General features: G+C 43.7%; 16 protein-coding genes, 3 tRNA genes, 3 rRNA genes, 1 other RNA gene and 1 pseudogene. 1 reads left to right on the top strand and 23 read right to left on the bottom strand.

Translation table 11 applies throughout. The features are described 5' to 3' along the window. Window position 1: 1 nt before the first annotated feature. The 3 genes from plsX to ACVBD2_RS00185 are packed head-to-tail and all read right to left on the bottom strand — an operon-like array spanning window position 2 to window position 2,927. Window positions 2–994: a phosphate acyltransferase PlsX gene (gene plsX / locus ACVBD2_RS00195; RefSeq protein WP_461685786.1), complete on the bottom strand. Its 993-nt coding sequence runs from the start codon at window positions 992–994 to the stop codon at window positions 2–4. After that, window positions 991–1,761 carry a DNA repair protein RecO gene (gene recO / locus ACVBD2_RS00190; RefSeq protein WP_461685785.1) on the bottom strand — a complete coding sequence of 257 codons (771 nt, stop codon included), beginning with the start codon at window positions 1,759–1,761 and terminating at the stop codon, window positions 991–993. The genes plsX and recO overlap by 4 nt, the downstream gene beginning before the upstream one ends. Further along, entirely contained in the window at window positions 1,758–2,927 is a 1,170-nt protein-coding gene (locus ACVBD2_RS00185) for a pyridoxal phosphate-dependent aminotransferase (protein ID WP_461685784.1), read from the bottom strand. Before ACVBD2_RS00185 ends, recO begins: the two co-directional genes overlap by 4 nt. 149 nt (window positions 2,928–3,076) lie before the next feature. On the opposite strand from ACVBD2_RS00185, the gene ACVBD2_RS00180 reads away from it, so the two are divergent. After that, the gene (locus ACVBD2_RS00180; protein WP_461685783.1) at window positions 3,077–4,087 is read left to right on the top strand and encodes a YeiH family protein; all 1,011 of its coding nucleotides are present in this window, start codon (window positions 3,077–3,079) and stop codon (window positions 4,085–4,087) included. Between the two features lie 28 nt (window positions 4,088–4,115). On the opposite strand, the gene ACVBD2_RS00175 is transcribed toward ACVBD2_RS00180, so the two are convergent. The 20 genes and pseudogenes from ACVBD2_RS00175 to hpt all read right to left on the bottom strand — a co-directional run bounded on the left by ACVBD2_RS00175 (window position 4,116) and on the right by hpt (window position 20,582). Next, window positions 4,116–4,553, bottom strand: coding sequence for a CoA-binding protein (locus ACVBD2_RS00175; protein ID WP_061599058.1), 438 nt, complete (start codon window positions 4,551–4,553; stop codon window positions 4,116–4,118). 119 nt (window positions 4,554–4,672) lie between these two features. Continuing rightward, window positions 4,673–5,641, bottom strand: coding sequence for a ribose-phosphate diphosphokinase (locus ACVBD2_RS00170; protein ID WP_000010178.1), 969 nt, complete (start codon window positions 5,639–5,641; stop codon window positions 4,673–4,675). Between the two features lie 213 nt (window positions 5,642–5,854). Next, window positions 5,855–6,349: a beta-class carbonic anhydrase gene (locus ACVBD2_RS00165; RefSeq protein WP_002876632.1), complete on the bottom strand. Its 495-nt coding sequence runs from the start codon at window positions 6,347–6,349 to the stop codon at window positions 5,855–5,857. Window positions 6,350–6,421: 72 nt separating this feature from the next. Then, the gene (radA, locus tag ACVBD2_RS00160) at window positions 6,422–7,783 is read right to left on the bottom strand and encodes a DNA repair protein RadA (RefSeq protein ID WP_143989059.1); all 1,362 of its coding nucleotides are present in this window, start codon (window positions 7,781–7,783) and stop codon (window positions 6,422–6,424) included. 13 nt (window positions 7,784–7,796) lie between these two features. Beyond that, window positions 7,797–8,312 (bottom strand): histidine phosphatase family protein, encoded by a 516-nt coding sequence (locus ACVBD2_RS00155; protein WP_461685782.1) that lies wholly within the window; start codon window positions 8,310–8,312, stop codon window positions 7,797–7,799. Between the two features lies 1 nt (window position 8,313). Then, window positions 8,314–8,757 (bottom strand): dUTP diphosphatase, encoded by a 444-nt coding sequence (locus ACVBD2_RS00150; protein WP_125391637.1) that lies wholly within the window; start codon window positions 8,755–8,757, stop codon window positions 8,314–8,316. Window positions 8,758–8,811: 54 nt separating this feature from the next. Further along, an RNA gene (ffs, locus tag ACVBD2_RS00145) (signal recognition particle sRNA small type) lies at window positions 8,812–8,910 on the bottom strand. Window positions 8,911–8,942: 32 nt separating this feature from the next. Further along, a complete protein-coding gene (gene tadA, locus ACVBD2_RS00140; protein ID WP_125391636.1) occupies window positions 8,943–9,410 on the bottom strand; it encodes a tRNA adenosine(34) deaminase TadA in 468 nt (155 codons plus the stop codon). A 200-nt stretch (window positions 9,411–9,610) separates the two neighbouring features. Further along, window positions 9,611–10,897, bottom strand: a complete 1,287-nt coding sequence (locus ACVBD2_RS00135; protein ID WP_125391635.1) for an adenylosuccinate synthase — start codon at window positions 10,895–10,897, stop codon at window positions 9,611–9,613. Between the two features lie 245 nt (window positions 10,898–11,142). After that, a complete protein-coding gene (gene comW, locus ACVBD2_RS00130) occupies window positions 11,143–11,376 on the bottom strand; it encodes a sigma(X)-activator ComW (protein WP_093586853.1) in 234 nt (77 codons plus the stop codon). A gap of 264 nt (window positions 11,377–11,640) precedes the next feature. Beyond that, window positions 11,641–11,945: pseudogene (gene tnpA / locus ACVBD2_RS00125) on the bottom strand (IS200/IS605 family transposase); the annotation flags it as partial. A gap of 186 nt (window positions 11,946–12,131) precedes the next feature. Further along, a tRNA-Asn gene (locus ACVBD2_RS00120) sits at window positions 12,132–12,205 on the bottom strand. A gap of 5 nt (window positions 12,206–12,210) precedes the next feature. Continuing rightward, a 5S ribosomal RNA gene (gene rrf, locus ACVBD2_RS00115) occupies window positions 12,211–12,326 on the bottom strand. Window positions 12,327–12,403: 77 nt separating this feature from the next. Beyond that, window positions 12,404–15,305 (bottom strand): 23S ribosomal RNA (locus ACVBD2_RS00110). Window positions 15,306–15,427: 122 nt separating this feature from the next. After that, window positions 15,428–15,500: transfer RNA gene (locus tag ACVBD2_RS00105), tRNA-Ala, on the bottom strand. 51 nt (window positions 15,501–15,551) lie between these two features. After that, window positions 15,552–17,097, bottom strand: a 16S ribosomal RNA gene (locus tag ACVBD2_RS00100). Together the 16S, 23S and 5S rRNA genes with 3 tRNA genes alongside form the textbook arrangement of a ribosomal RNA operon. 231 nt (window positions 17,098–17,328) lie before the next feature. After that, a tRNA-Glu gene (locus ACVBD2_RS00095) sits at window positions 17,329–17,400 on the bottom strand. 71 nt (window positions 17,401–17,471) lie between these two features. After that, the gene (locus ACVBD2_RS00090; protein WP_461685781.1) at window positions 17,472–17,945 is read right to left on the bottom strand and encodes a sigma-70 family RNA polymerase sigma factor; all 474 of its coding nucleotides are present in this window, start codon (window positions 17,943–17,945) and stop codon (window positions 17,472–17,474) included. 120 nt (window positions 17,946–18,065) lie between these two features. Then, window positions 18,066–20,024: an ATP-dependent zinc metalloprotease FtsH gene (ftsH, locus tag ACVBD2_RS00085; RefSeq protein ID WP_461685780.1), complete on the bottom strand. Its 1,959-nt coding sequence runs from the start codon at window positions 20,022–20,024 to the stop codon at window positions 18,066–18,068. Between the two features lie 15 nt (window positions 20,025–20,039). Beyond that, window positions 20,040–20,582: a hypoxanthine phosphoribosyltransferase gene (gene hpt, locus ACVBD2_RS00080; RefSeq protein ID WP_125848191.1), complete on the bottom strand. Its 543-nt coding sequence runs from the start codon at window positions 20,580–20,582 to the stop codon at window positions 20,040–20,042. Window positions 20,583–20,584 lie beyond the last annotated feature (2 nt).

The raw sequence follows: 20,584 nt of genomic DNA, 5'->3' as shown, positions 1-20,584 counted from the left end.
TTTATTCTCCTGAAAATTCACGTGCAGTTTGAGAAACTACGTCTGTTTCTAGCATAGTACGAATCTGGCGAATCGTACTGTACACAGCTTTAGCATCACTTGAGCCATGAGTCTTAACAACAGGTGCCTTGACACCAAACAAAACAGCGCCTCCAACATCTGAATAGTTGAGTTGCTTTTTCAAACCTTTAAGGCTATCCTTGAGAAGGAGAGCACCAAGTTTTGCTCGAAGCCCACCACCTGTAATAGTCGTCTTGAGCAAGCCCATGATTCCCATAGCTGTACCTTCGATGGATTTGAGCACTGCGTTTCCCGTGAAACCATCTGTTACGACAACATCCGCAACGCCATTCATCAAATCACGCGCTTCCACGTTTCCGACAAAGTTCAAACTTTGATCAGCTATTAGCAAGTCGTATGTTTCCTTACGAAGCGGATCTCCCTTGCTACTTTCAGTTCCATTGTTCAGCAAACCAACACGTGGTTTTGCAATCCCACGAACATTTTTAGAATAAAAGGAGCCGAGAACAGCGTATTGGTGGAGGTGCTGGGCTGTGTTTTCTGCATTGGCACCGAGATCAAGCATATCAAACCCTTTTCCATCAATGGTCGGCAAGGTAGACATGAGTCCAGGACGGTCGATATTTTTGATACGACCCACGATGAAGAATCCTGCTGCCAACAAGGCACCTGTGTTGCCTGCAGAGAGGACAGCGTCTGCTTCTCCCTCTTTAACAGCCTTAGCTGCCAATACCATGCTGGCATTTTTCTTCTTACGGATTGCTTTTGTCGGCTCATCATCTGAGTCAATTTTCTCATCCGTATGGATGATGCTGACGCGGTCTGTCGCTGTTAGATATTGCTTGATTTTAGCTTCATCTCCGTAGAGTTGAATCTCAATATCTGAAAAGTCAGCTAGGGCTTGATTGACACCCTCAACGATGGCTTGAGGTGCGTAATCGCCCCCCATAGCATCTACTGCGATTTTTTTCATTTGTCTTCCTCTTTTAGTAATTGTCCCCAGTCGGCTAGGGAGTCAATAAATTTTTTTGATTTCAGGTGAATCCCGACGTACTCTTCGTAGATCTGATCCATAAACTTGCGCAAGTCTTGTTTGATTTCAGGCTTGAGTGAAATGGTCTCCAAGGTCTCAAAATCAATAGCCTGAAATTGATTGAGCAGATAAGGGATGTTGGGATTCAGATGGCAACGTTTCTCGTCCTCATGGTAATGGTCTGGACAGAGGCAGGCTCCATATTTGAAAGAAAAGTCAAAGGCCTGACCTACCCGATGGCAAAAGACACACTCATTAAAATTGAGCCCAATTCCAAATCGGGTCAAGATTTGAATTTCAAAAATATTGGTCAAAACCTGATAATCCAAACCCTCTTCCATCAACTCCAGAGTCTTCTTCAAGAAAGCAAACAAGGGAGCGTCCTGCTGATTATCCTGCAAACTAGCATCTGCCAGAGCAGCCACATAGGTCGCATAAGCCATAACAAAGAGATCACTATTAATCTTGGGAAAGGCCATGACCTCATGATAGTCCTCGATGTAGCTAAGCCCATCATCATTGATTCGCAAGAGAAATCGTGCCAACACCAAGGGCTGAATAACAGGCGCCAGTTTGGACTGACCAGCGTGTTTGACGAAAAACATGCGCTTGCCTGCCTGCTCGGTAAAGATCTTGACTAGCTTGTCATCCTCTCGAAAGTTGCGATTGTAGAGCACCAAGCCTTGACTCGTGATAGACTGAATCATGCTTCTCTCATGTACTCCTCAAGTCGTTTCATGGCTTCTTTGATAGTCTCCATGCTAGCTGCATAAGATAGGCGCACATAGCCTTCTCCGTAGCGTCCAAAGGCGGCACCAGGGATAAAGGCAACAGCCTTCTTCTGAGCAAAATCCTTCAAAAAAGCAAAGGAGTCTTGATTGTAGCCCGCTGGAATCTTAGCAAAGATATAAAAGGCACCGTCTGGTTTGATAATCTCAAAACCAAGAGCAGTCATCTTCTCGATGATATAATCTCGACGCTGGATGTATTCCTTCTTCATAGGCTCCGCATCGTTTTTACCCGCCGTCAAAGCTTCTACCGCAGCATGTTGCGCCATAGTATTTGCGGCAGTTACCAAGTACTGGTGACTCTTGATTAACTGAGCCGTAAAGGCTGCAGGAGCAAAGATAAGGCCTAAACGCCAACCTGTCATAGCATGAGACTTAGATAAACCATTGATAATAATAGCCTGGTCTCTCAGCATAGTTCCTAGAGACACATGAGCTTCCCCTGTATAGGTCAATTCTGAGTAAACCTCATCACAGACAACAAAAATCTCATACTTGCGTAAAACGTCTGCCAAGGCTTCCAACTGCTCCCGACTATAGGTAATTCCTGTCGGATTGGCTGGATAGTTGAGAATAACTGCTTTGAGCTTGTCTCCTTGCTCCAAAATGGCCTTTTCCAACATTTCAGGAGTCAAGACAAAACCATTTTCAGTTGTATCAATCTCGACAATCTCTGCCCCAACTAGATTGACAATCGGCTCATATCCTGGATAGGCAGGGGCTGGCAAGAGTACCTTGTCTCCCTCTTCTAAGATAGCTGTCAAAGTAGCGGATAAAGCCTCTGTCGCTCCGATAGTAACCAAGATTTCATTTTCAGGATTGTAGTCCAACTGGTATTTTTCTTTTACAAAATCACTAGCTGCCTGGCGCAAGGTCAGTAAACCGCTCATCCCTGTATAGTAGGACTGGTTCTGGTCAATCGCTCGCTTGGCCGCCTTCTTGACATGATCTGGCGTTGTAAAGTCAGGCTCTCCCAAGGTCAAACGCAGAACTCCAGGGATCTCTGAAATGGCCTGATCAAACTGACGAATCAAGGAAACTTGAATCTTGTCTAACTGTTTATTAAAGCGCTTAGTTAAGTCCATAGATACCTCCTACTTTCAAAACGTATTTCTATTATACTACAAAAGCTCCCTGACCGCAAAATCCATCTGAAATCAAGAATTTTCACTTTCTATTTTACTTTTTTTCTCGACAGGACTATAATAATAAGTGCTTATTTTCGGAGGTTTATATGTCATTTTTATCAAAAAATGGGGCAGGAATCTTGGCCTGCCTTGTCATTTCTATCGTGTCTTGGTACCTAGGAGGTTTCTTTCCTGTCGTCGGAGCACCTGTCTTTGCAATTTTTGCTGGAATGCTCCTCCATCCTTCTCTCTCACCCTACAAACAACTAGACGCAGGTTTGACCTTTAGTTCAAAAAAATTACTCCAATATGCCGTTATCTTGCTCGGTTTTGGTCTCAATATCTCGCAAGTCTTCGCGGTAGGGCAATCTTCGCTCCCTGTCATCCTGTCCACCATTTCAATAGCTTTGATTGTTGCCTACCTCTTCCAGCGCTTTTTTGCTTTGGATACAAAACTGGCTACCTTGATTGGAGTAGGTTCTTCTATCTGTGGTGGTTCTGCCATTGCTGCGACAGCACCCGTTATCCATGCCAAGGAAAAAGAAGTCGCCCAAGCTATTTCCGTTATCTTTTTCTTCAATGTCTTGGCAGCTCTTATCTTTCCAACTCTAGGTTCTTGGCTCCATCTTTCCAACGAAGGTTTTGCTCTCTTTGCGGGTACTGCAGTCAACGATACGTCCTCTGTAACAGCCGCAGCTAGCGCTTGGGATAGTCTTTACCAAAGCAATACTCTCGAGTCTGCCACTATTGTCAAACTGACCCGTACTCTAGCTATTATCCCTATTACTCTCTTCCTCTCCTATTGGCAAAGCCGTCAACAAGGAAACAAGCAAAGCCTACAACTGAAAAAAGTCTTCCCACTGTTTATCCTTTACTTTATCCTGGCTTCTCTCTTAACGACTCTTCTCACCTCTCTCGGTGTGTCTAGTAGCTTCTTCACCCCTCTCAAACAACTCTCCAAATTTCTCATTATCATGGCTATGAGTGCCATCGGTCTCAAAACCAATCTAATTGCCATGGTTAGATCCAGTGGTAAATCTATTGTCCTCGGAGCTCTTTGCTGGATTGCCATCATCCTCACCAGTCTTGGTATGCAAGCATTGATTGGTACTTTATAAAATAAAAAGGTAGCCCATGGCTACCTTTTTATTGCTCAAGAATTAAGCGAGTATGTTCTCTCTTGATACAGCGATTCATCACGATGTCATCGCATCCTCCAGCACGCAAGATTTCTTCCGCTTCTAGATTTTCAAGTCCTAATTGCGCCCAAAAAATCTTGGCATCAGCCTTGAGAAAATCACGCGCCACATCTGGCAAAAACTCGCTCCGTCGGTATACATTGACAATATCCACAGGAAAAGGAATCTCAGCTAGACTCGTATAAGCCTTTTCTCCCAGGATTTCCCCACCTGCAGCCTTGGGATTAACTGGAATGATTTTATAGCCCCGAGCCTGCATTTCCTTGGTCACTCGATTGCTAGTTGTTTCCTCACGATCGGACAAGCCCACTACCGCTAACGTTTTACTGGTTGCAAGATACTGACGGATCACACCATCACTTGGATTGATAAATTCTTGGCTCATAGAAATCCTCCTTTTCCATCAGTATAGCATATTTTGAAAAGGCTTGCAGATTTTGACTACAAAAAATCTCCTAGCAAGAGAAAAGTCTGCTAGGAGAACGATCTATTTCAAGTGAAAGTTTAGATTTTTTTCTCGATACTAAATAATGGAGAAAGAGGACGTTTTTCGTGGATACGTACAATGGCATCTCCTAAGAGATGAGCAATCGAAATTTGTTCAATCTTATCAATCAAACGCTCTTCTGGTAGGTAGATAGTATCCAAAACAACCAATTTTTTAATGGCTGATTTTTGGATATTATCCATAGCAGGACCAGAAAGTACTGGGTGCGTACAGCTTGCGTAAACTTCAACAGCACCTGCTTCAGCAAGAGCATCCGCTGCATGACAAATGGTTCCAGCTGTATCGATCATATCGTCAATCAAGATACAAGTCTTACCTTCTACCTTACCAATGATGTTCATCACTTCACTGGTATTCATCTTGTCTACACTACGGCGTTTGTCAATAATCGCAATCGGAGTTTTCAAAAACTCTGCCAATTTACGAGCACGAGTCACTCCACCATGGTCTGGGCTGACAACCACGTAGTCAGAGCCGACCATGCCACGACGTTCAAAATAGTCCGCAATCAATGGAGCACCCATCAAGTGATCTACAGGAATATCAAAGAATCCCTGAATCTGTGCAGCGTGCAAATCAATCGTCAACAAACGATCTACCCCAGCAACTTCTAGCATGTTTGCAACGAGTTTTGCTGTGATTGGCTCACGCGCGCGCGCTTTTCTATCCTGACGTGCATAGCCATAGTAGGGCATAACAACATTGACAGATTCTGCACTAGCACGCTTCAATGCATCCACCATAATTAAAATTTCAAGTAAATTATCATTTACAGGTGAACTCGTTGATTGTAGGATAAAGACGTGTTTTCCACGGATTGATTCTTCAATGTTGACCTGAATCTCCCCATCTGAAAATTGGCGAACAGTCGATTTCCCCAACTCTATCCCAATTTCTTGCGCCACACGCTCTGCCAATTCTCTATTAGAAGAAAGGGCAAACAGCTTTAAATCAGAAAAAGACATGATTTCCTCCGGTATTTATGTATCACTTGTTTTTACACAACATTTTCCATCTACCATTGTAGCGCTTTTTCCTTTATTTTTCAATCAAAAATAAAACAAGAGTAAACATTTATACCCTTGTTTTTTGCTATTTTATATTAGCTATATTAAAACTAAAAATTCTACATTTTAACAATCGATTTTATGCTAGGATGAGATTTTTTCGAGACAAAGTTAGTATACTTCTCTCATACTTCCTGTATCCACATCATAGACAGCACCTGAAATAACCACATCATCAGGAATCAGTGGAGATTCTCGAAGCAATTGCATATCCTCTCTCACACTCTCTTCAACATCCTGGAATGGTAAAAAATCTTGATCAGACACATCAACTCCGAGCTCGTGTTTCAAATGTTCATGAAAACTTTCATTTTGAAAGGTTTGAGCTCCACAGTCTGTATGGTGAAGCACCACGATTTCTCTTGTCCCCATTTGTTGCTGGGAAATCACCAGTGAACGAATCATGTCCTCAGTTACTCGACCACCCGCATTCCGCAAGATATGAGCATCCCCAAGGGCCAAACCTAGAGCTTGCGCAACGTGTAGACGTGAGTCCATACAGGTCACGATAGCTACTCTGGTTTTGGGTTTAAGTGGCAGATTTAACTGCCCATGTAGGGCAACATAAGCCTGATTGGCTTGCATAAACTGTTCAAAATACGACACGATTCCCTCCTCAAAAATTTGATAATCAAATATTTCTCCTATCTTATCATTTTTAAGAGGATTTGTCACGGATTATGCAAAGACCTTTTTCAAAACTTCCTGAATCGTTGTCACACCAATGACTTCAATTTCCTTGGGTGGAGTGATTCCTGTCAAGGAATTCTTGGGTACATAAATCTTGGTAAAGCCCAGTTTTGCCGCTTCATTTATGCGTTGTTCGATGCGATTCACGCGCCGAATTTCTCCGGTCAAGCCCAGTTCACCCACAAAACATTCCTGAGGATTGGTAGGCTTGTCCTTGTAACTAGAGGCAATAGCCACTGCGACGGCTAAGTCAATGGCAGGCTCATCCAATTTGACACCGCCAGCAGATTTGAGATAGGCATCCTGATTTTGCAAGAGAAGCCCTGCTCGTTTTTCCAAAACAGCCATAATCAGACTCGCACGATTGAAATCAAGTCCAGTCGTCGTACGTTTAGCATTTCCAAACATGGTTGGTGTTACCAAAGCCTGAACCTCCGCCAAAATCGGACGGGTCCCTTCCATAGTCACCACAATTGATGAGCCAGTCGCTCCATCCAAACGCTCTTCTAGGAAAACTTGACTCGGATTGAGCACCTCAACCAATCCACCCGACTGCATCTCAAAAATCCCAATTTCATTAGTGGAACCAAAACGGTTTTTGACCGCTCTCAAGATACGAAAGGTATGGTGACGCTCCCCTTCAAAGTAAAGCACTGTATCTACCATATGCTCCAACATACGCGGACCAGCCAAGGTCCCTTCCTTAGTCACATGCCCTACGATAAAGATGGCAATGTTATTAGTCTTCGCCAACTGCATGAGTTCAGCCGTTACCTCACGCACCTGAGACACAGACCCCTGCACCCCTGAAATCTCAGGAGACATAATCGTCTGGATAGAGTCGATGATGAGAAAATCTGGTTGGATGCGCTCCACCTCAGATCGAACACTCTGCATATTGGTCTCTGCATAGAGATAAAATTCGCTATCAATATCCCCCAAGCGCTCTGCACGGAGTTTAATCTGCTGGGCAGACTCCTCCCCACTGACATAGAGAACAGTCCCTACTTGGGACAGCTGAGTTGAAACTTGTAGGAGAAGGGTTGATTTCCCAATCCCAGGATCCCCACCGATGAGGACGAGACTTCCTGGTACCACTCCGCCTCCAAGCACACGGTTGAATTCCTCCATATCCGTCTTGGTTCGATTGACATTGATGGAAGTCACCTCAGCCAGTTTCATGGGCTTGGTTTTCTCACCTGTCAAGGACACACGCGCATTCTTGACCTCTGCAACCTCGATTTCTTCTACAAAAGAAGACCAAGCCCCACAGTTGGGACAACGCCCTAGATATTTTGGGGAATTGTACCCACAATTTTGACATACAAATGTCGCTTTTTTCTTTGCGATAATAAACCTCTTTCTAAATCTCTATCTCACACTCAATCACTTGGCAAAAATCAATCTTCTCATTTGGCACAAATTGACGTATGAGCATGTTGTGAGTTACCACTATCACGGTCTGGTAATCTCGATACTTGGCCATAGATTCTAGAAATCGAGACTTCATCTCCGTAGCTGTCTCATATTGAATAGGGCTATTAGGAAGTAACTCCCCCTTGTTTTCTAAAAACAGACATCTAGCTTTTTCGAAGTTTTCTATGCCTGCTTCATAAACCTGCCATTCGTGTAACAAAGGCTCCACCCTCAAAGGAAGGCCAGTAGCACAAGATACATAAAAAGCCGTTTCTAAAGCTCGCGTTACTGCTGAAGTCACTAGTAGATTAGCCGATTGTAGCAAAGGATTTTGCCAAAGTTCCTGAGCTTGTTGCCGTCCTTTCTCAGATAAAGGTGCTAAATCCATCCCAAAACCTGTATAAGAACGTTCCTCTAACTCACGATAATCTGGCTCCCCATGACGTACAAAGATAATCTTCATCTTAGTGTCCAGTTGACCCAAACCCACCTGTTCGAACACCATCCGCTTCATCTCTATCTGCAATCAAAAATGGTGCAAAGACAGCCTGGACCACACGTTCCCCAACTTCAAGAATAACCTCTTGGTCTGTAATATTCTTCATCTGCGCAAAAATATGTCCCTCATTCCCAGGATTTCCATAATAATCCCCATCAATGACTCCCACAGAGTTGATCAAGACCAAGCCCTTCTTGCGAGGGTTTGATGAACGGTCATAGAGATAGAGCACTTCTGTCGGCTGCATATAGGCCTTAACCCCTGTCGGAACCAAAACAATCTCTCCTGGCGCAATAACCGTACGCACAGCAACCTTTAAATCATAACCAGCCGCGTGAGCTGTCTCTCGTTTCGGCAATAAATTCTCGTCTGTAAAACTCGAAACCAATTCAAAACCACGAATTTTCATATTTTTCTCTTTTCTATAATCATTTATTCTAGGCTATTTTATCTTATTTATTCGAAAAAAGCACGAAAAAAGAGCACACAATTCACATCGCTTAGGGCTGCTGGATTCCTCCCCTGACCCGCTTCACGCAGAACTGTTGCTCCACTATTCATTATACCACATTCCCCTCTGTTTTTAAAGAGAAATTATTTTTTCCGTCGATTTCGGAAAAAGTTCTGTATAATCGCTGCACAGTCATCTTCCAAAATTCCCGTTTCTACCTCTACACGATGATTGAGACGCTCATCTGTCAAAATATCGTACAAGCTCCCAGCTGCACCAAATTTCTGGTTTTTAGCCCCGTAAACTACGTTTGGAATACGGGCAAGCCCAATGGCCCCGCTACACATGACACAAGGCTCAATGGTCACAAAAAGCGTGCACTCCAGCAGGCGCCAACTCTCTTCACTCACATTCGCATTCTCTATAGCCATGATTTCTGCATGCATGACCGCCCGTTGCAACTCCTCGCGCGCATTATGCCCCCTACCAATGATTTCTCCATCCTTGACAATCACACAACCAATTGGAATTTCATCGTGTTCTAAGGCAATCTTAGCCTCTCTCAAAGCCTCTCTCATAAAGGCTTCTTTTTCTTCAACTGTATAATTCATCGTTCTTCTCTTTTCCTACTTGTCGATTTTATTATTATATCATGATTCTCAACACAAAAAAAGCCACCGAATGCGGTGACTTAATAGGGAGATTATTATGAAAAAGAAAAGTTTAGGATATTTGTTACAACAAGTTAGGAGGTCTTCTTGTAACTGTCTATAGTATACCCAACCTGTCTTAAACTAATCTTAAAAATCTCCTATGACCAAACACTTTCTAAAATATTAGTTTGTTCACGACCAGGTCCTACTGAGAAAGTTGAGATACGAACACCAACCAACTCGCTTACACGACGAACATAGTTACGTGCATTCTCAGGAAGGTCTTCCAAATTACGGACTCCAGTGATGTCTTCTGACCAACCTGGCAATTCCTCGTAGATTGGCTTGCAGCGTTTCAACTGCTCAAGACTAGCAGGATAGTAATCAATACGTTGACCATCGAGATCATAAGCTACACAGATTTTTACCGTATCCAAACCGCTCAAAACATCGATAGAATTCAATGAAAGATTGGTAATCCCAGATACACGGCGACTATGGCGCATCACAACTGAATCAAACCAACCCACACGACGTGGACGACCAGTTGTTGTACCATATTCATGACCTACTTCGCGAATGCGATCTCCCACTTCATCAAATAATTCAGTTGGGAAAGGTCCATCTCCTACACGACTTGTGTAGGCTTTACATACACCTACAACCTTGTCAATCTTACTTGGGCCAACACCAGAGCCAATTGTCACACCACCAGCGACAGGGTTTGAAGAAGTAACAAATGGATAAGTCCCTTGGTCAATGTCCAACATGACACCTTGCGCACCTTCAAACAGCACACGTTTGCCATTATCAAGTGCATTGTTCAAGATAACGGATGTATCTGTCACGTATTGCTTGATTTGTTGACCATATTCATAATACTCTTCAAAAATATCATCAACTGAAATAGGGGTGCTATCATATAATTTTTCAAACAAACGATTCTTTTCCGCAAGATTACGTTCCAAACGTTCACGGAAAATATCCTTATCCAAAAGATCCGCAATACGAATTCCAACACGAGCAGCCTTGTCCATATAAGCTGGACCAATACCCTTAATTGTAGTACCAATCTTATTTTCACCCTTAGCCTCTTCTTGCAAGCGATCCAACTCAATGTGATAAGGCAAAATAACATGCGCTCGATCAGAAATACGCAAGTTATCAGTTGTCACACCTTCCTCATGAAGATAACTCAACTCTTTCACAAGGGATTTTGGGTTCACGACCATCCCATTACCAATAACAGAGATTTTTTCAGGAAAGAAAATTCCAGATGGAATCAAGTGCAACTTAAATTTCTTACCATCAATCACAATCGTGTGACCAGCATTATCACCACCTTGATAACGAGCAATTACCTCTGCATTAGCAGAAAGAAAATCTGTAATTTTCCCTTTACCTTCATCACCCCATTGGGTACCTACAACAACAACTGAAGTCATAATAAAATTCGTCTGAGCTACTAGGAGCTCGTCCTTTCTCATATACATGGCAGGAATCTCACCCGCAATTATATCTTACAATTTATTATAAGAAAAAAACACTATTTTATCAAGAAGAAACACTGGAAAAGATTTGGAATTTCTGCAAATTATAAAATTTGAAACCTTATAATTTAAATAAAATCCTTAAAATTACAAATTCAATGCTCATTATTGTTCGTGATAAATGATATATATGAACCTCACTAGTTTAGAGTAGCACCCTCTAGCAAGAATTTATCTAGATACAGACGATAGGCCGTCTGGAAATGATATAGACAAAACTCTTTATCGCTTTTAATTCTAAATCTTATCAAGTAATAAAGTAAAAAACGAAGATGAAGTGATTCCCACTCAGCACAACTCTGACATAAAGAAGCATATTCTTGTTCAACTAGTTTCAAAAAGACAAATGCTCGTTCATAAAATTTTTGAAGCATATAAAAAATCCCTTTCTTATTATTAACACTAGTCTAACAGAAAAACGAACTAAAAAAGCTTCAAATCCTATAAAAGAAGAATTTAAAGCTAAACGAACTAAAAATAAAATATAAAGGTAATTATAGATGCCAAAATTAAGTTTTGAATTTTGAGAAGTTTACTTCATTTATAAAATCATAACTACCCGTCTAACGGGTGGTTTGCACCAGGGCTATAAGCCCAAATTACCAGCCAGCGCCTAAAGACGCTGGATAATTTCTTTAATCTTGAATATATTTCTTAATTGTGGCTTCATTAAGTCCCACTGTACTCACGTAGTAACCTTCTGCCCAAAAATGCCGGTTGCCAAACTTGTACTTGAGGTTGGCGTGTTTGTCAAACATCATGAGTGCACTTTTGCCTTTTAAATAACCCATGAAACTTGAAACACTTATCCTTGATGGAATATTTCTCCCAAACTACTTCGATATTAATTATAAATGATTTTTCGTCTATACTTAGGGGTGAACACAATGTGATATTTACACATCCACTTTGTGTGTGATAAACTATGTGCCTTTTGTGCCATATTTTTCTCCTTTCGCTTTACAATTGACTTGAATACCTTTATTGTATCGCGTTTGGAGTTTTTTTGGTATAACCTTCGACGCGCACCCGCATAGCAGGCGGTTTATTTGTCTCGCACCTGACGGAGCGAGACGGACTAATAGTCACATAATAAAAAAGAACACCAGTGGTGTTCTTTTTTATCTGACTCCGCCAGTAGGACTCGAACCTACGACATCATGATTAACAGTCATGCGCTACTACCAACTGAGCTATGGCGGATAAAAGCTAAGCGACTTCCATATCTCACAGGGGGCAACCCCCAACTACTTCCGGCGTTCTAGGGCTTAACTGCTGTGTTCGGCATGGGTACAGGTGTATCTCCTAGGCTATCGTCACTTAATTCTGAGTAATACCTACTCAAAATTGAATATCTATCAAATAATTAGAAAAACCATACGCTAAGTTTTCTCAGTTACTTTGGATAAGTCCTCGAGCTATTAGTATTAGTCCGCTACATGTGTCACCACACTTCCACTTCTAACCTATCTACCTGATCATCTCTCAGGGCTCTTACTGATATAAAATCATGGGAAATCTCATCTTGAGGTGGGTTTCACACTTAGATGCTTTCAGCGTTTATCCCTTCCCTACATAGCTACCCAGCGATGCCTTTGGCAAGACAACTGGTACACCAGCGGTAAGTCCACTCTGGTCCTCTCGTACTAGGAGCAGATCCTCTCAAATTTCCTACGCCCGCGACGGATAGGGACCGAACTGTCTCACGACGTTCTGAACCCAGCTCGCGTGCCGCTTTAATGGGCGAACAGCCCAACCCTTGGGACCGACTACAGCCCCAGGATGCGACGAGCCGACATCGAGGTGCCAAACCTCCCCGTCGATGTGAACTCTTGGGGGAGATAAGCCTGTTATCCCCAGGGTAGCTTTTATCCGTTGAGCGATGGCCCTTCCATGCGGAACCACCGGATCACTAAGCCCGACTTTCGTCCCTGCTCGAGTTGTAGCTCTCGCAGTCAAGCTCCCTTATACCTTTACACTCTGCGAATGATTTCCAACCATTCTGAGGGAACCTTTGGGCGCCTCCGTTACCTTTTAGGAGGCGACCGCCCCAGTCAAACTGCCCGTCAGACACTGTCTCCGATAGGGATAACCTATCCGGGTTAGAGTGGCCATAACACAAGGGTAGTATCCCAACAACGTCTCCTTCGAAACTGGCGTCCCGATCTCATAGACTCCTACCTATCCTGTACATGTGGTACAGACACTCAATATCAAACTGCAGTAAAGCTCCATGGGGTCTTTCCGTCCTGTCGCGGGTAACCTGCATCTTCACAGGTACTAAAATTTCACCGAGTCTCTCGTTGAGACAGTGCCCAAATCATTACGCCTTTCGTGCGGGTCGGAACTTACCCGACAAGGAATTTCGCTACCTTAGGACCGTTATAGTTACGGCCGCCGTTTACTGGGGCTTCAATTCATACCTTCGAGTTACCTCTAAGCACTCCTCTTAACCTTCCAGCACCGGGCAGGCGTCACCCCCTATACATCATCTTACGATTTAGCAGAGAGCTGTGTTTTTGATAAACAGTTGCTTGGGCCTATTCACTGCGGCTGACTTAAAGTCAGCACCCCTTCTCCCGAAGTTACGGGGTCATTTTGCCGAGTTCCTTAACGAGAGTTCTCTCGCTCACCTGAGGCTACTCGCCTCGACTACCTGTGTCGGTTTGCGGTACGGGTAGAGTATGTTTAACGCTAGAAGCTTTTCTTGGCAGTGTGACGTCACTAACTTCGCTACTAAACTTCGCTCCCCATCACAGCTCAATGTTATAGAACTAAGCATTTGACTCAATTCACACCTCACTGCTTAGACAGACACTTCCATTCGTCTGCTTTAGTTAGCCTACTGCGTCCCTCCATCACTACATACTCTAGTACAGGAATATCAACCTGTTGTCCATCGGATACACCTTTCGGTCTCTCCTTAGGTCCCGACTAACCCAGGGCGGACGAGCCTTCCCCTGGAAACCTTAGTCTTACGGTGGACAGGATTCTCACCTGTCTTTCGCTACTCATACCGGCATTCTCACTTCTATGCGTTCCAGCACTCCTCACGGTATACCTTCATCACACATAGAACGCTCTCCTACCATACCTATAAAGGTATCCACAGCTTCGGTAAATTGTTTTAGCCCCGGTACATTTTCGGCGCAGGGTCACTCGACTAGTGAGCTATTACGCACTCTTTGAATGAATAGCTGCTTCTAAGCTAACATCCTAGTTGTCTGTGCAACCCCACATCCTTTTCCACTTAACAATTATTTTGGGACCTTAGCTGGTGGTCTGGGCTGTTTCCCTTTCGACTACGGATCTTAGCACTCGCAGTCTGACTGCCGACCATAATTCATTGGCATTCGGAGTTTATCTGAGATTGGTAATCCGGGATGGACCCCTCACCCAAACAGTGCTCTACCTCCAAGAATCTTTATGTCGACGCTAGCCCTAAAGCTATTTCGGAGAGAACCAGCTATCTCCAAGTTCGTTTGGAATTTCTCCGCTACCCACAAGTCATCCAAGCACTTTTCAACGTGCCCTGGTTCGGTCCTCCAGTGCGTCTTACCGCACCTTCAACCTGCTCATGGGTAGGTCACATGGTTTCGGGTCTACGACATGATACTAATGCGCCCTATTCAGACTCGGTTTCCCTGTGGCTCCGTCTCTTCAACTTAACCTCGCATCATATCGTAACTCGCCGGTTCATTCTACAAAAGGCACGCTCTCACCCATTAACGGGCTCGAACTTGTTGTAGGCACACGGTTTCAGGTTCTATTTCACTCCCCTCCCGGGGTGCTTTTCACCTTTCCCTCACGGTACTGGTTCACTATCGGTCACTAGGGAGTATTTAGGGTTGGGAGATGGTCCTCCCAGATTCCGACGGGATTTCTCGTGTCCCGCCGTACTCAGGATACTGCTAGGTACAAAGACTATTTTAAATACGAGGCTGTTACTCTCTTTGGCTGATCTTCCCAAATCATTCTTCTATAATCTTTGAGTCCACATTGCAGTCCTACAACCCCGAAGAGTAAACTCTTCGGTTTGCCCTCCTGCCGTTTCGCTCGCCGCTACTAAGGCAATCGCTTTTGCTTTCTCTTCCTGCAGCTACTTAGATGTTTCAGTTCACTGCGTCTTCCTCCTCACACCCTTAACAGATGCGGGTAACAGGTAGTACCTGTTGGGTTCCCCCATTCGGAAATCCCTGGATCATCGCTTACTTACAGCTACCCAAGGCATATCGTCGTTTGTCACGTCCTTCTTCGGCTCCTAGTGCCAAGGCATCCACCGTGCGCCCTTATTAACTTAACCTTATTTTCTGACCTTTCAGTCAGTAACTCTTTTAATACTACAGCGTTTCGGTTTATTTTCTTGTTACTATTTGATATAGATATTCAATTTTCAATGTGCATTACTTGGTGATCTCTCACCAATGGAGCCTAGCGGGATCGAACCGCTGACCTCCTGCGTGCAAAGCAGGCGCTCTCCCAGCTGAGCTAAGGCCCCACAAGACCTCTCAAGACTAAACAAGACCAATGCGCAGTTCCTTATCCTTAGAAAGGAGGTGATCCAGCCGCACCTTCCGATACGGCTACCTTGTTACGACTTCACCCCAATCATCTATCCCACCTTAGGCGGCTGGCTCCTTACGGTTACCTCACCGACTTCGGGTGTTACAAACTCTCGTGGTGTGACGGGCGGTGTGTACAAGGCCCGGGAACGTATTCACCGCGGCGTGCTGATCCGCGATTACTAGCGATTCCGACTTCATGTAGGCGAGTTGCAGCCTACAATCCGAACTGAGACTGGCTTTAAGAGATTAGCTTGCCGTCACCGGCTTGCGACTCGTTGTACCAGCCATTGTAGCACGTGTGTAGCCCAGGTCATAAGGGGCATGATGATTTGACGTCATCCCCACCTTCCTCCGGTTTATTACCGGCAGTCTCGCTAGAGTGCCCAACTGAATGATGGCAACTAACAATAGGGGTTGCGCTCGTTGCGGGACTTAACCCAACATCTCACGACACGAGCTGACGACAACCATGCACCACCTGTCACCTCTGTCCCGAAGGAAAACTCTATCTCTAGAGCGGTCAGAGGGATGTCAAGACCTGGTAAGGTTCTTCGCGTTGCTTCGAATTAAACCACATGCTCCACCGCTTGTGCGGGCCCCCGTCAATTCCTTTGAGTTTCAACCTTGCGGTCGTACTCCCCAGGCGGAGTGCTTAATGCGTTAGCTGCGGCACTAAACCCCGGAAAGGGTCTAACACCTAGCACTCATCGTTTACGGCGTGGACTACCAGGGTATCTAATCCTGTTTGCTCCCCACGCTTTCGAGCCTCAGCGTCAGTTACAAGCCAGAGAGCCGCTTTCGCCACCGGTGTTCCTCCATATATCTACGCATTTCACCGCTACACATGGAATTCCACTCTCCCCTCTTGCACTCAAGTTAAACAGTTTCCAAAGCGTACTATGGTTAAGCCACAGCCTTTAACTTCAGACTTATCTAACCGCCTGCGCTCGCTTTACGCCCAATAAATCCGGACAACGCTCGGGACCTACGTATTACCGCGGCTGCTGGCACGTAGTTAGCCGTCCCTTTCTGGTAAGATACCGTCACAGTGTGAACTTTCCACTCTCACACTCGTTCTTCTCTTACAACAGAGCTTTACGATCCGAAAACCTTCTTCACTCACGCGGCGTTGCTCGGTCAGACTTCCGTCCATTGCCGAAGATTCCCTACTGCTGCCTCCCGTAGGAGTCTGGGCCGTGTCTCAGTCCCAGTGTGGCCGATCACCCTCTCAGGTCGGCTATGTATCGTCGCCTTGGTGAGCCGTTACCTCACCAACTAGCTAATACAACGCAGGTCCATCTGGTAGTGATGCAATTGCACCTTTCAAACAGTTATCATGCAATAACTGCTATTATGCGGTATTAGCTATCGTTTCCAATAGTTATCCCCCGCTACCAGGCAGGTTACCTACGCGTTACTCACCCGTTCGCAACTCATCCAGAGAAGCAAGCTCCTCCTTCAGCGTTCTACTTGCATGTATTAGGCACGCCGCCAGCGTTCGTCCTGAGCCAGGATCAAACTCTCATTAAAAGTTTGAGTTCTCACTCATTTCTGTCACTGACAGATTTATTGTTTTTTTCATTGTTCAGTACTATAACCTCAGTTATAGTGCCCTGCACATTGGTTCGTCTTGTTCAGTTTTCAAAGGTCTTTGTCACTCAATCTCTCAAGCGACAACTATATTAGTATATCACAGCTGTTGACCTATGTCAACACTTTTTTGAAACTTTTTTTACTTTTTTCGTCCCTGCGATACACACATAGTCCGTACGGGATTCGAACCCGTGTTACCGCCGTGAAAAGGCGGTGTCTTAACCCCTTGACCAACGGACCTGAGCTTTTCAACTCTTTCTATTATACCTACTTTTCCTACTTTGTCAAGGGATTTTTTGCCTATTTTCAGTTTATCTAAAATCACTCAATACCACTCTTAATTCTCCTAGAAGTGCCTTGCGTCCTTTGAAACATTCTCCTCCCATCAGGCGTTCTAGTTGTTCTTGTTTTTCTTTACTCTGACTTGCCTTGTAATTCCTTAGCAGTTCGTGAAAGAGATAATAATCATCCAGTCTCAGGCCTTTTTCTCCTAGGCGATGGCTGATTTCGCTCACCTCCTCATAAGGCTCTTTGTCGAAACGGCGCTTGTGACTTTCCTGTTTACGGATGTAGTCTAGGATGCGATTGCGGAATTTGGTTTTAAAGCACACATATAATCGGCGACGTTCACCAACTAGCAACTCTGGATGGTGACTGACCAGTTCATACAGGCACAGCATCCCCTCCTGGTCCCAGTCCTCTTTCTCCCACAGATGTAGATGGTATTCTTTGCGGCACTTATTTACAATCCCTTTACTTTCTTCGTATAGTTCTTTCAGATTCATAGACCTCTCCTTTCTGCATTTAGTTTAACAAAATGCATCAAGCCTTTGATCTACTTCTCCTCTTCTGTACTTCTCGCTACCTCAACTGCATACAAAAAGAGAGGCCTGGCCTCTCTGGGGTTATTTTTCTTCACTCATTTTTGATTTTACTTCATCATAAGATAGGGCATGTGATTCCTCTTCTACTGTCTCAGGCATTTTTCCTGTTTCGTAAAGAGATTTAATTTGAGTACTATCCAATGTTTCGTATTTCAACAATGCCTCTGCAATCAACTTGTGGGTTTCACGATTTGATTGAATAATTTCAGCTGCTTTGTTTCGTGCTTCATTTAATAATGAACGCACTTCCTCATCAATCTCATAGGCTGTTTGCTCTGAAATTGATTTTTGAGGACTTTGTGCACCAAACATAGCATGATTACCTTCGTATTGAACTGGACCAAGTTTTTCACTCATACCGTATTCAGTAACCATTGCACGCGCCATCTGTGTAGCTTGTTCAAAATCATTGGAAGCTCCTGTAGTTTGGACATTAAAGATAATCTCTTCAGCTACACGACCACCCATCAAACCTGCCAATTGCTCTTTCATATCTTCTTTAGAAAGAAGCATTTGGTCTTCTTTAGGAAGTGCAATCATGTATCCGCCTGCACGTCCACGTGGCACGATGGTCACTTTATGAACAACACGAGCATTTGACAAGACTAAACCAACAATGGTATGTCCAGCCTCATGGTAGGCAACCAATTCACGTTCTCTTTGTGATACTGTTTTATCTTTCTTAGATGGTCCAGCAATCACTCTGTCCTCTGCCTCATCAATATCTGAAGCATCAATGACTGACTTGTTGCGACGGGCTGCAACCAAGGCTGCCTCATTTAGAACATTTTCCAAGTCAGCTCCCACAAAACCTGGGGTTTGTTGGGCAACTAATTTCAAATCAACATCGTCTGCCAGAGGTTTATTTTTAGCGTGAACTTTCAAGATTGCTTCACGACCTTTAACATCAGGACGACCAACCAAGACTTTTCTATCAAAACGTCCCGGGCGTAGTAGAGCAGGATCAAGGACATCTGAACGGTTTGTTGCAGCGATGACGATAATTCCTTCATTTCCCTCAAAACCATCCATTTCAATTAAGAGTTGGTTCAAGGTTTGCTCACGTTCATCATTTCCTCCACCGAGGCCGATACCACGTTGGCGACCAACAGCATCAATTTCATCGATAAAGATGATGGCTGGTGCTGCTTTTTTTGCATCCTCAAAAAGAGAACGAACACGGCTTGCACCAACTCCGACAAACATTTCTACAAAGTCAGATCCTGAGATGCTAAAGAATGGAACTCCTGCTTCTCCAGCAACTGCCTTAGCAAGTAAGGTTTTACCTGTCCCGGGAGGCCCCTCCAAAAGAACACCCGCAGGAATACGCGCACCAAGCTTTGTAAATCGTTTTGGATCTTTTAGGAATTCAACAACTTCGACTAATTCTTGTTTTTCTTCCTCGGCACCCGCAACATCTGAGAATCGTACCTTGATATCTTCTTTGTTAGCAGCCTTAGCCTTGCTACGTCCAAAACTCATTGGATTTCTACTATTATTTCCTCCCATATTTCCCATCATAGAAAAGAGGAAGAAGAAGAGAATAGCAAATGGCACAACAGAGACAAGGATATTGATCCACATACCACTTGAACTCTCATGTTTAACCGTTACCTCAGACTGATGTTCAGAAGCAAGTTTTTGCAATTCTGAAACTGTTGAATCCGACGGAAGAATGGTACTTGAGAATCTTTCTACTTTTGTAGCAGTAGGAGTGAAAAATTGAATCCCTGTTTCTTCTTTACTAGTCTTAGGATTTTTATAAACACCAGACACCTCAATGATGCTACCATTTGGCTGATAGGTCAATTCTTTTACATTGTCTGCTGTAATTTCTTTTACCAATTCTGTATAGTTAATTTTTTCGCTTCGTCCAGCAGCATTTCCAGAGTAAAAATACTGGAACCCTGTTACAAGGAAGAAGATAATTAACAAGTAGAGAAATGGATTTCTAACTAAACCGTTATTTTGTTTTTTCATTAAAGATAGATCTTTCTAATTTGAATAAACTTCTTCTTTCAATACTCCAACATAAGGAAGGTTACGATAATTTTCTTTATAGTCCAGACCATAACCTACTACAAACTCATTTGGAATAGTAAAGCAAGTATAATCCGCTTCAATTTCAACAATGCGTCCTTCTGGTTTGTCTAACAAAGTCGCGATTTTAACAGAAGCTGCTTCTCTTGCAATAAACATATCTTTCAAATTCTTCAAAGTTTGACCTGTATCGATGATATCTTCTACAAATAGAATATGTCTTCCCTTGATATCTTGAGTTACGTCTTGCTTGATATTGATCACACCACTACTTGCTGTTCCACCATGGTAGCTAGATACCATCATGAAGTCCATCTCAATATGCGTATCAATATGTTTGACCAATTCAGCCATAAAAGGAATTGATCCTTTCAAAATTCCAATAAGAATTGGATTTTTCCCCTCATAGTCTTTGGTTAGCTGCTCACCTAGCTTTTTAGCTGCTTCTGTAATTTCATCATGTGAAACGAGGATTTTTTTTATATCGTGTTCTAACATCT

The organism is Streptococcus sp. KHUD_018 (assembly GCF_054861215.1).
This window is presented reverse-complemented; position numbering and strand designations above follow the sequence as displayed.

What these genes read in the sequence shown, in the direction of transcription:
- plsX (WP_461685786.1), bottom strand. Translation starts at nt 994, where the DNA reads ATGAAAAAAATCGCAGTAGATGCTATGGGGGGCGATTACGCACCTCAA.
- recO (WP_461685785.1), bottom strand. Translation starts at nt 1,761, where the DNA reads ATGATTCAGTCTATCACGAGTCAAGGCTTGGTGCTCTACAATCGCAAC.
- ACVBD2_RS00185 (WP_461685784.1), bottom strand. Translation starts at nt 2,927, where the DNA reads ATGGACTTAACTAAGCGCTTTAATAAACAGTTAGACAAGATTCAAGTT.
- ACVBD2_RS00180 (WP_461685783.1), top strand. Translation starts at nt 3,077, where the DNA reads ATGTCATTTTTATCAAAAAATGGGGCAGGAATCTTGGCCTGCCTTGTC.
- ACVBD2_RS00175 (WP_061599058.1), bottom strand. Translation starts at nt 4,553, where the DNA reads ATGAGCCAAGAATTTATCAATCCAAGTGATGGTGTGATCCGTCAGTAT.
- ACVBD2_RS00170 (WP_000010178.1), bottom strand. Translation starts at nt 5,641, where the DNA reads ATGTCTTTTTCTGATTTAAAGCTGTTTGCCCTTTCTTCTAATAGAGAA.
- ACVBD2_RS00155 (WP_461685782.1), bottom strand. Translation starts at nt 8,312, where the DNA reads ATGAAGATTATCTTTGTACGTCATGGGGAGCCAGATTATCGTGAGTTA.
- ACVBD2_RS00150 (WP_125391637.1), bottom strand. Translation starts at nt 8,757, where the DNA reads ATGAAAATTCGTGGTTTTGAATTGGTTTCGAGTTTTACAGACGAGAAT.
- tadA (WP_125391636.1), bottom strand. Translation starts at nt 9,410, where the DNA reads ATGAATTATACAGTTGAAGAAAAAGAAGCCTTTATGAGAGAGGCTTTG.
- ACVBD2_RS00135 (WP_125391635.1), bottom strand. Translation starts at nt 10,897, where the DNA reads ATGACTTCAGTTGTTGTTGTAGGTACCCAATGGGGTGATGAAGGTAAA.
- comW (WP_093586853.1), bottom strand. Translation starts at nt 11,376, where the DNA reads ATGCTTCAAAAATTTTATGAACGAGCATTTGTCTTTTTGAAACTAGTT.
- ACVBD2_RS00090 (WP_461685781.1), bottom strand. Translation starts at nt 17,945, where the DNA reads ATGAATCTGAAAGAACTATACGAAGAAAGTAAAGGGATTGTAAATAAG.
- ftsH (WP_461685780.1), bottom strand. Translation starts at nt 20,024, where the DNA reads ATGAAAAAACAAAATAACGGTTTAGTTAGAAATCCATTTCTCTACTTG.
- hpt (WP_125848191.1), bottom strand. Translation starts at nt 20,582, where the DNA reads ATGTTAGAACACGATATAAAAAAAATCCTCGTTTCACATGATGAAATT.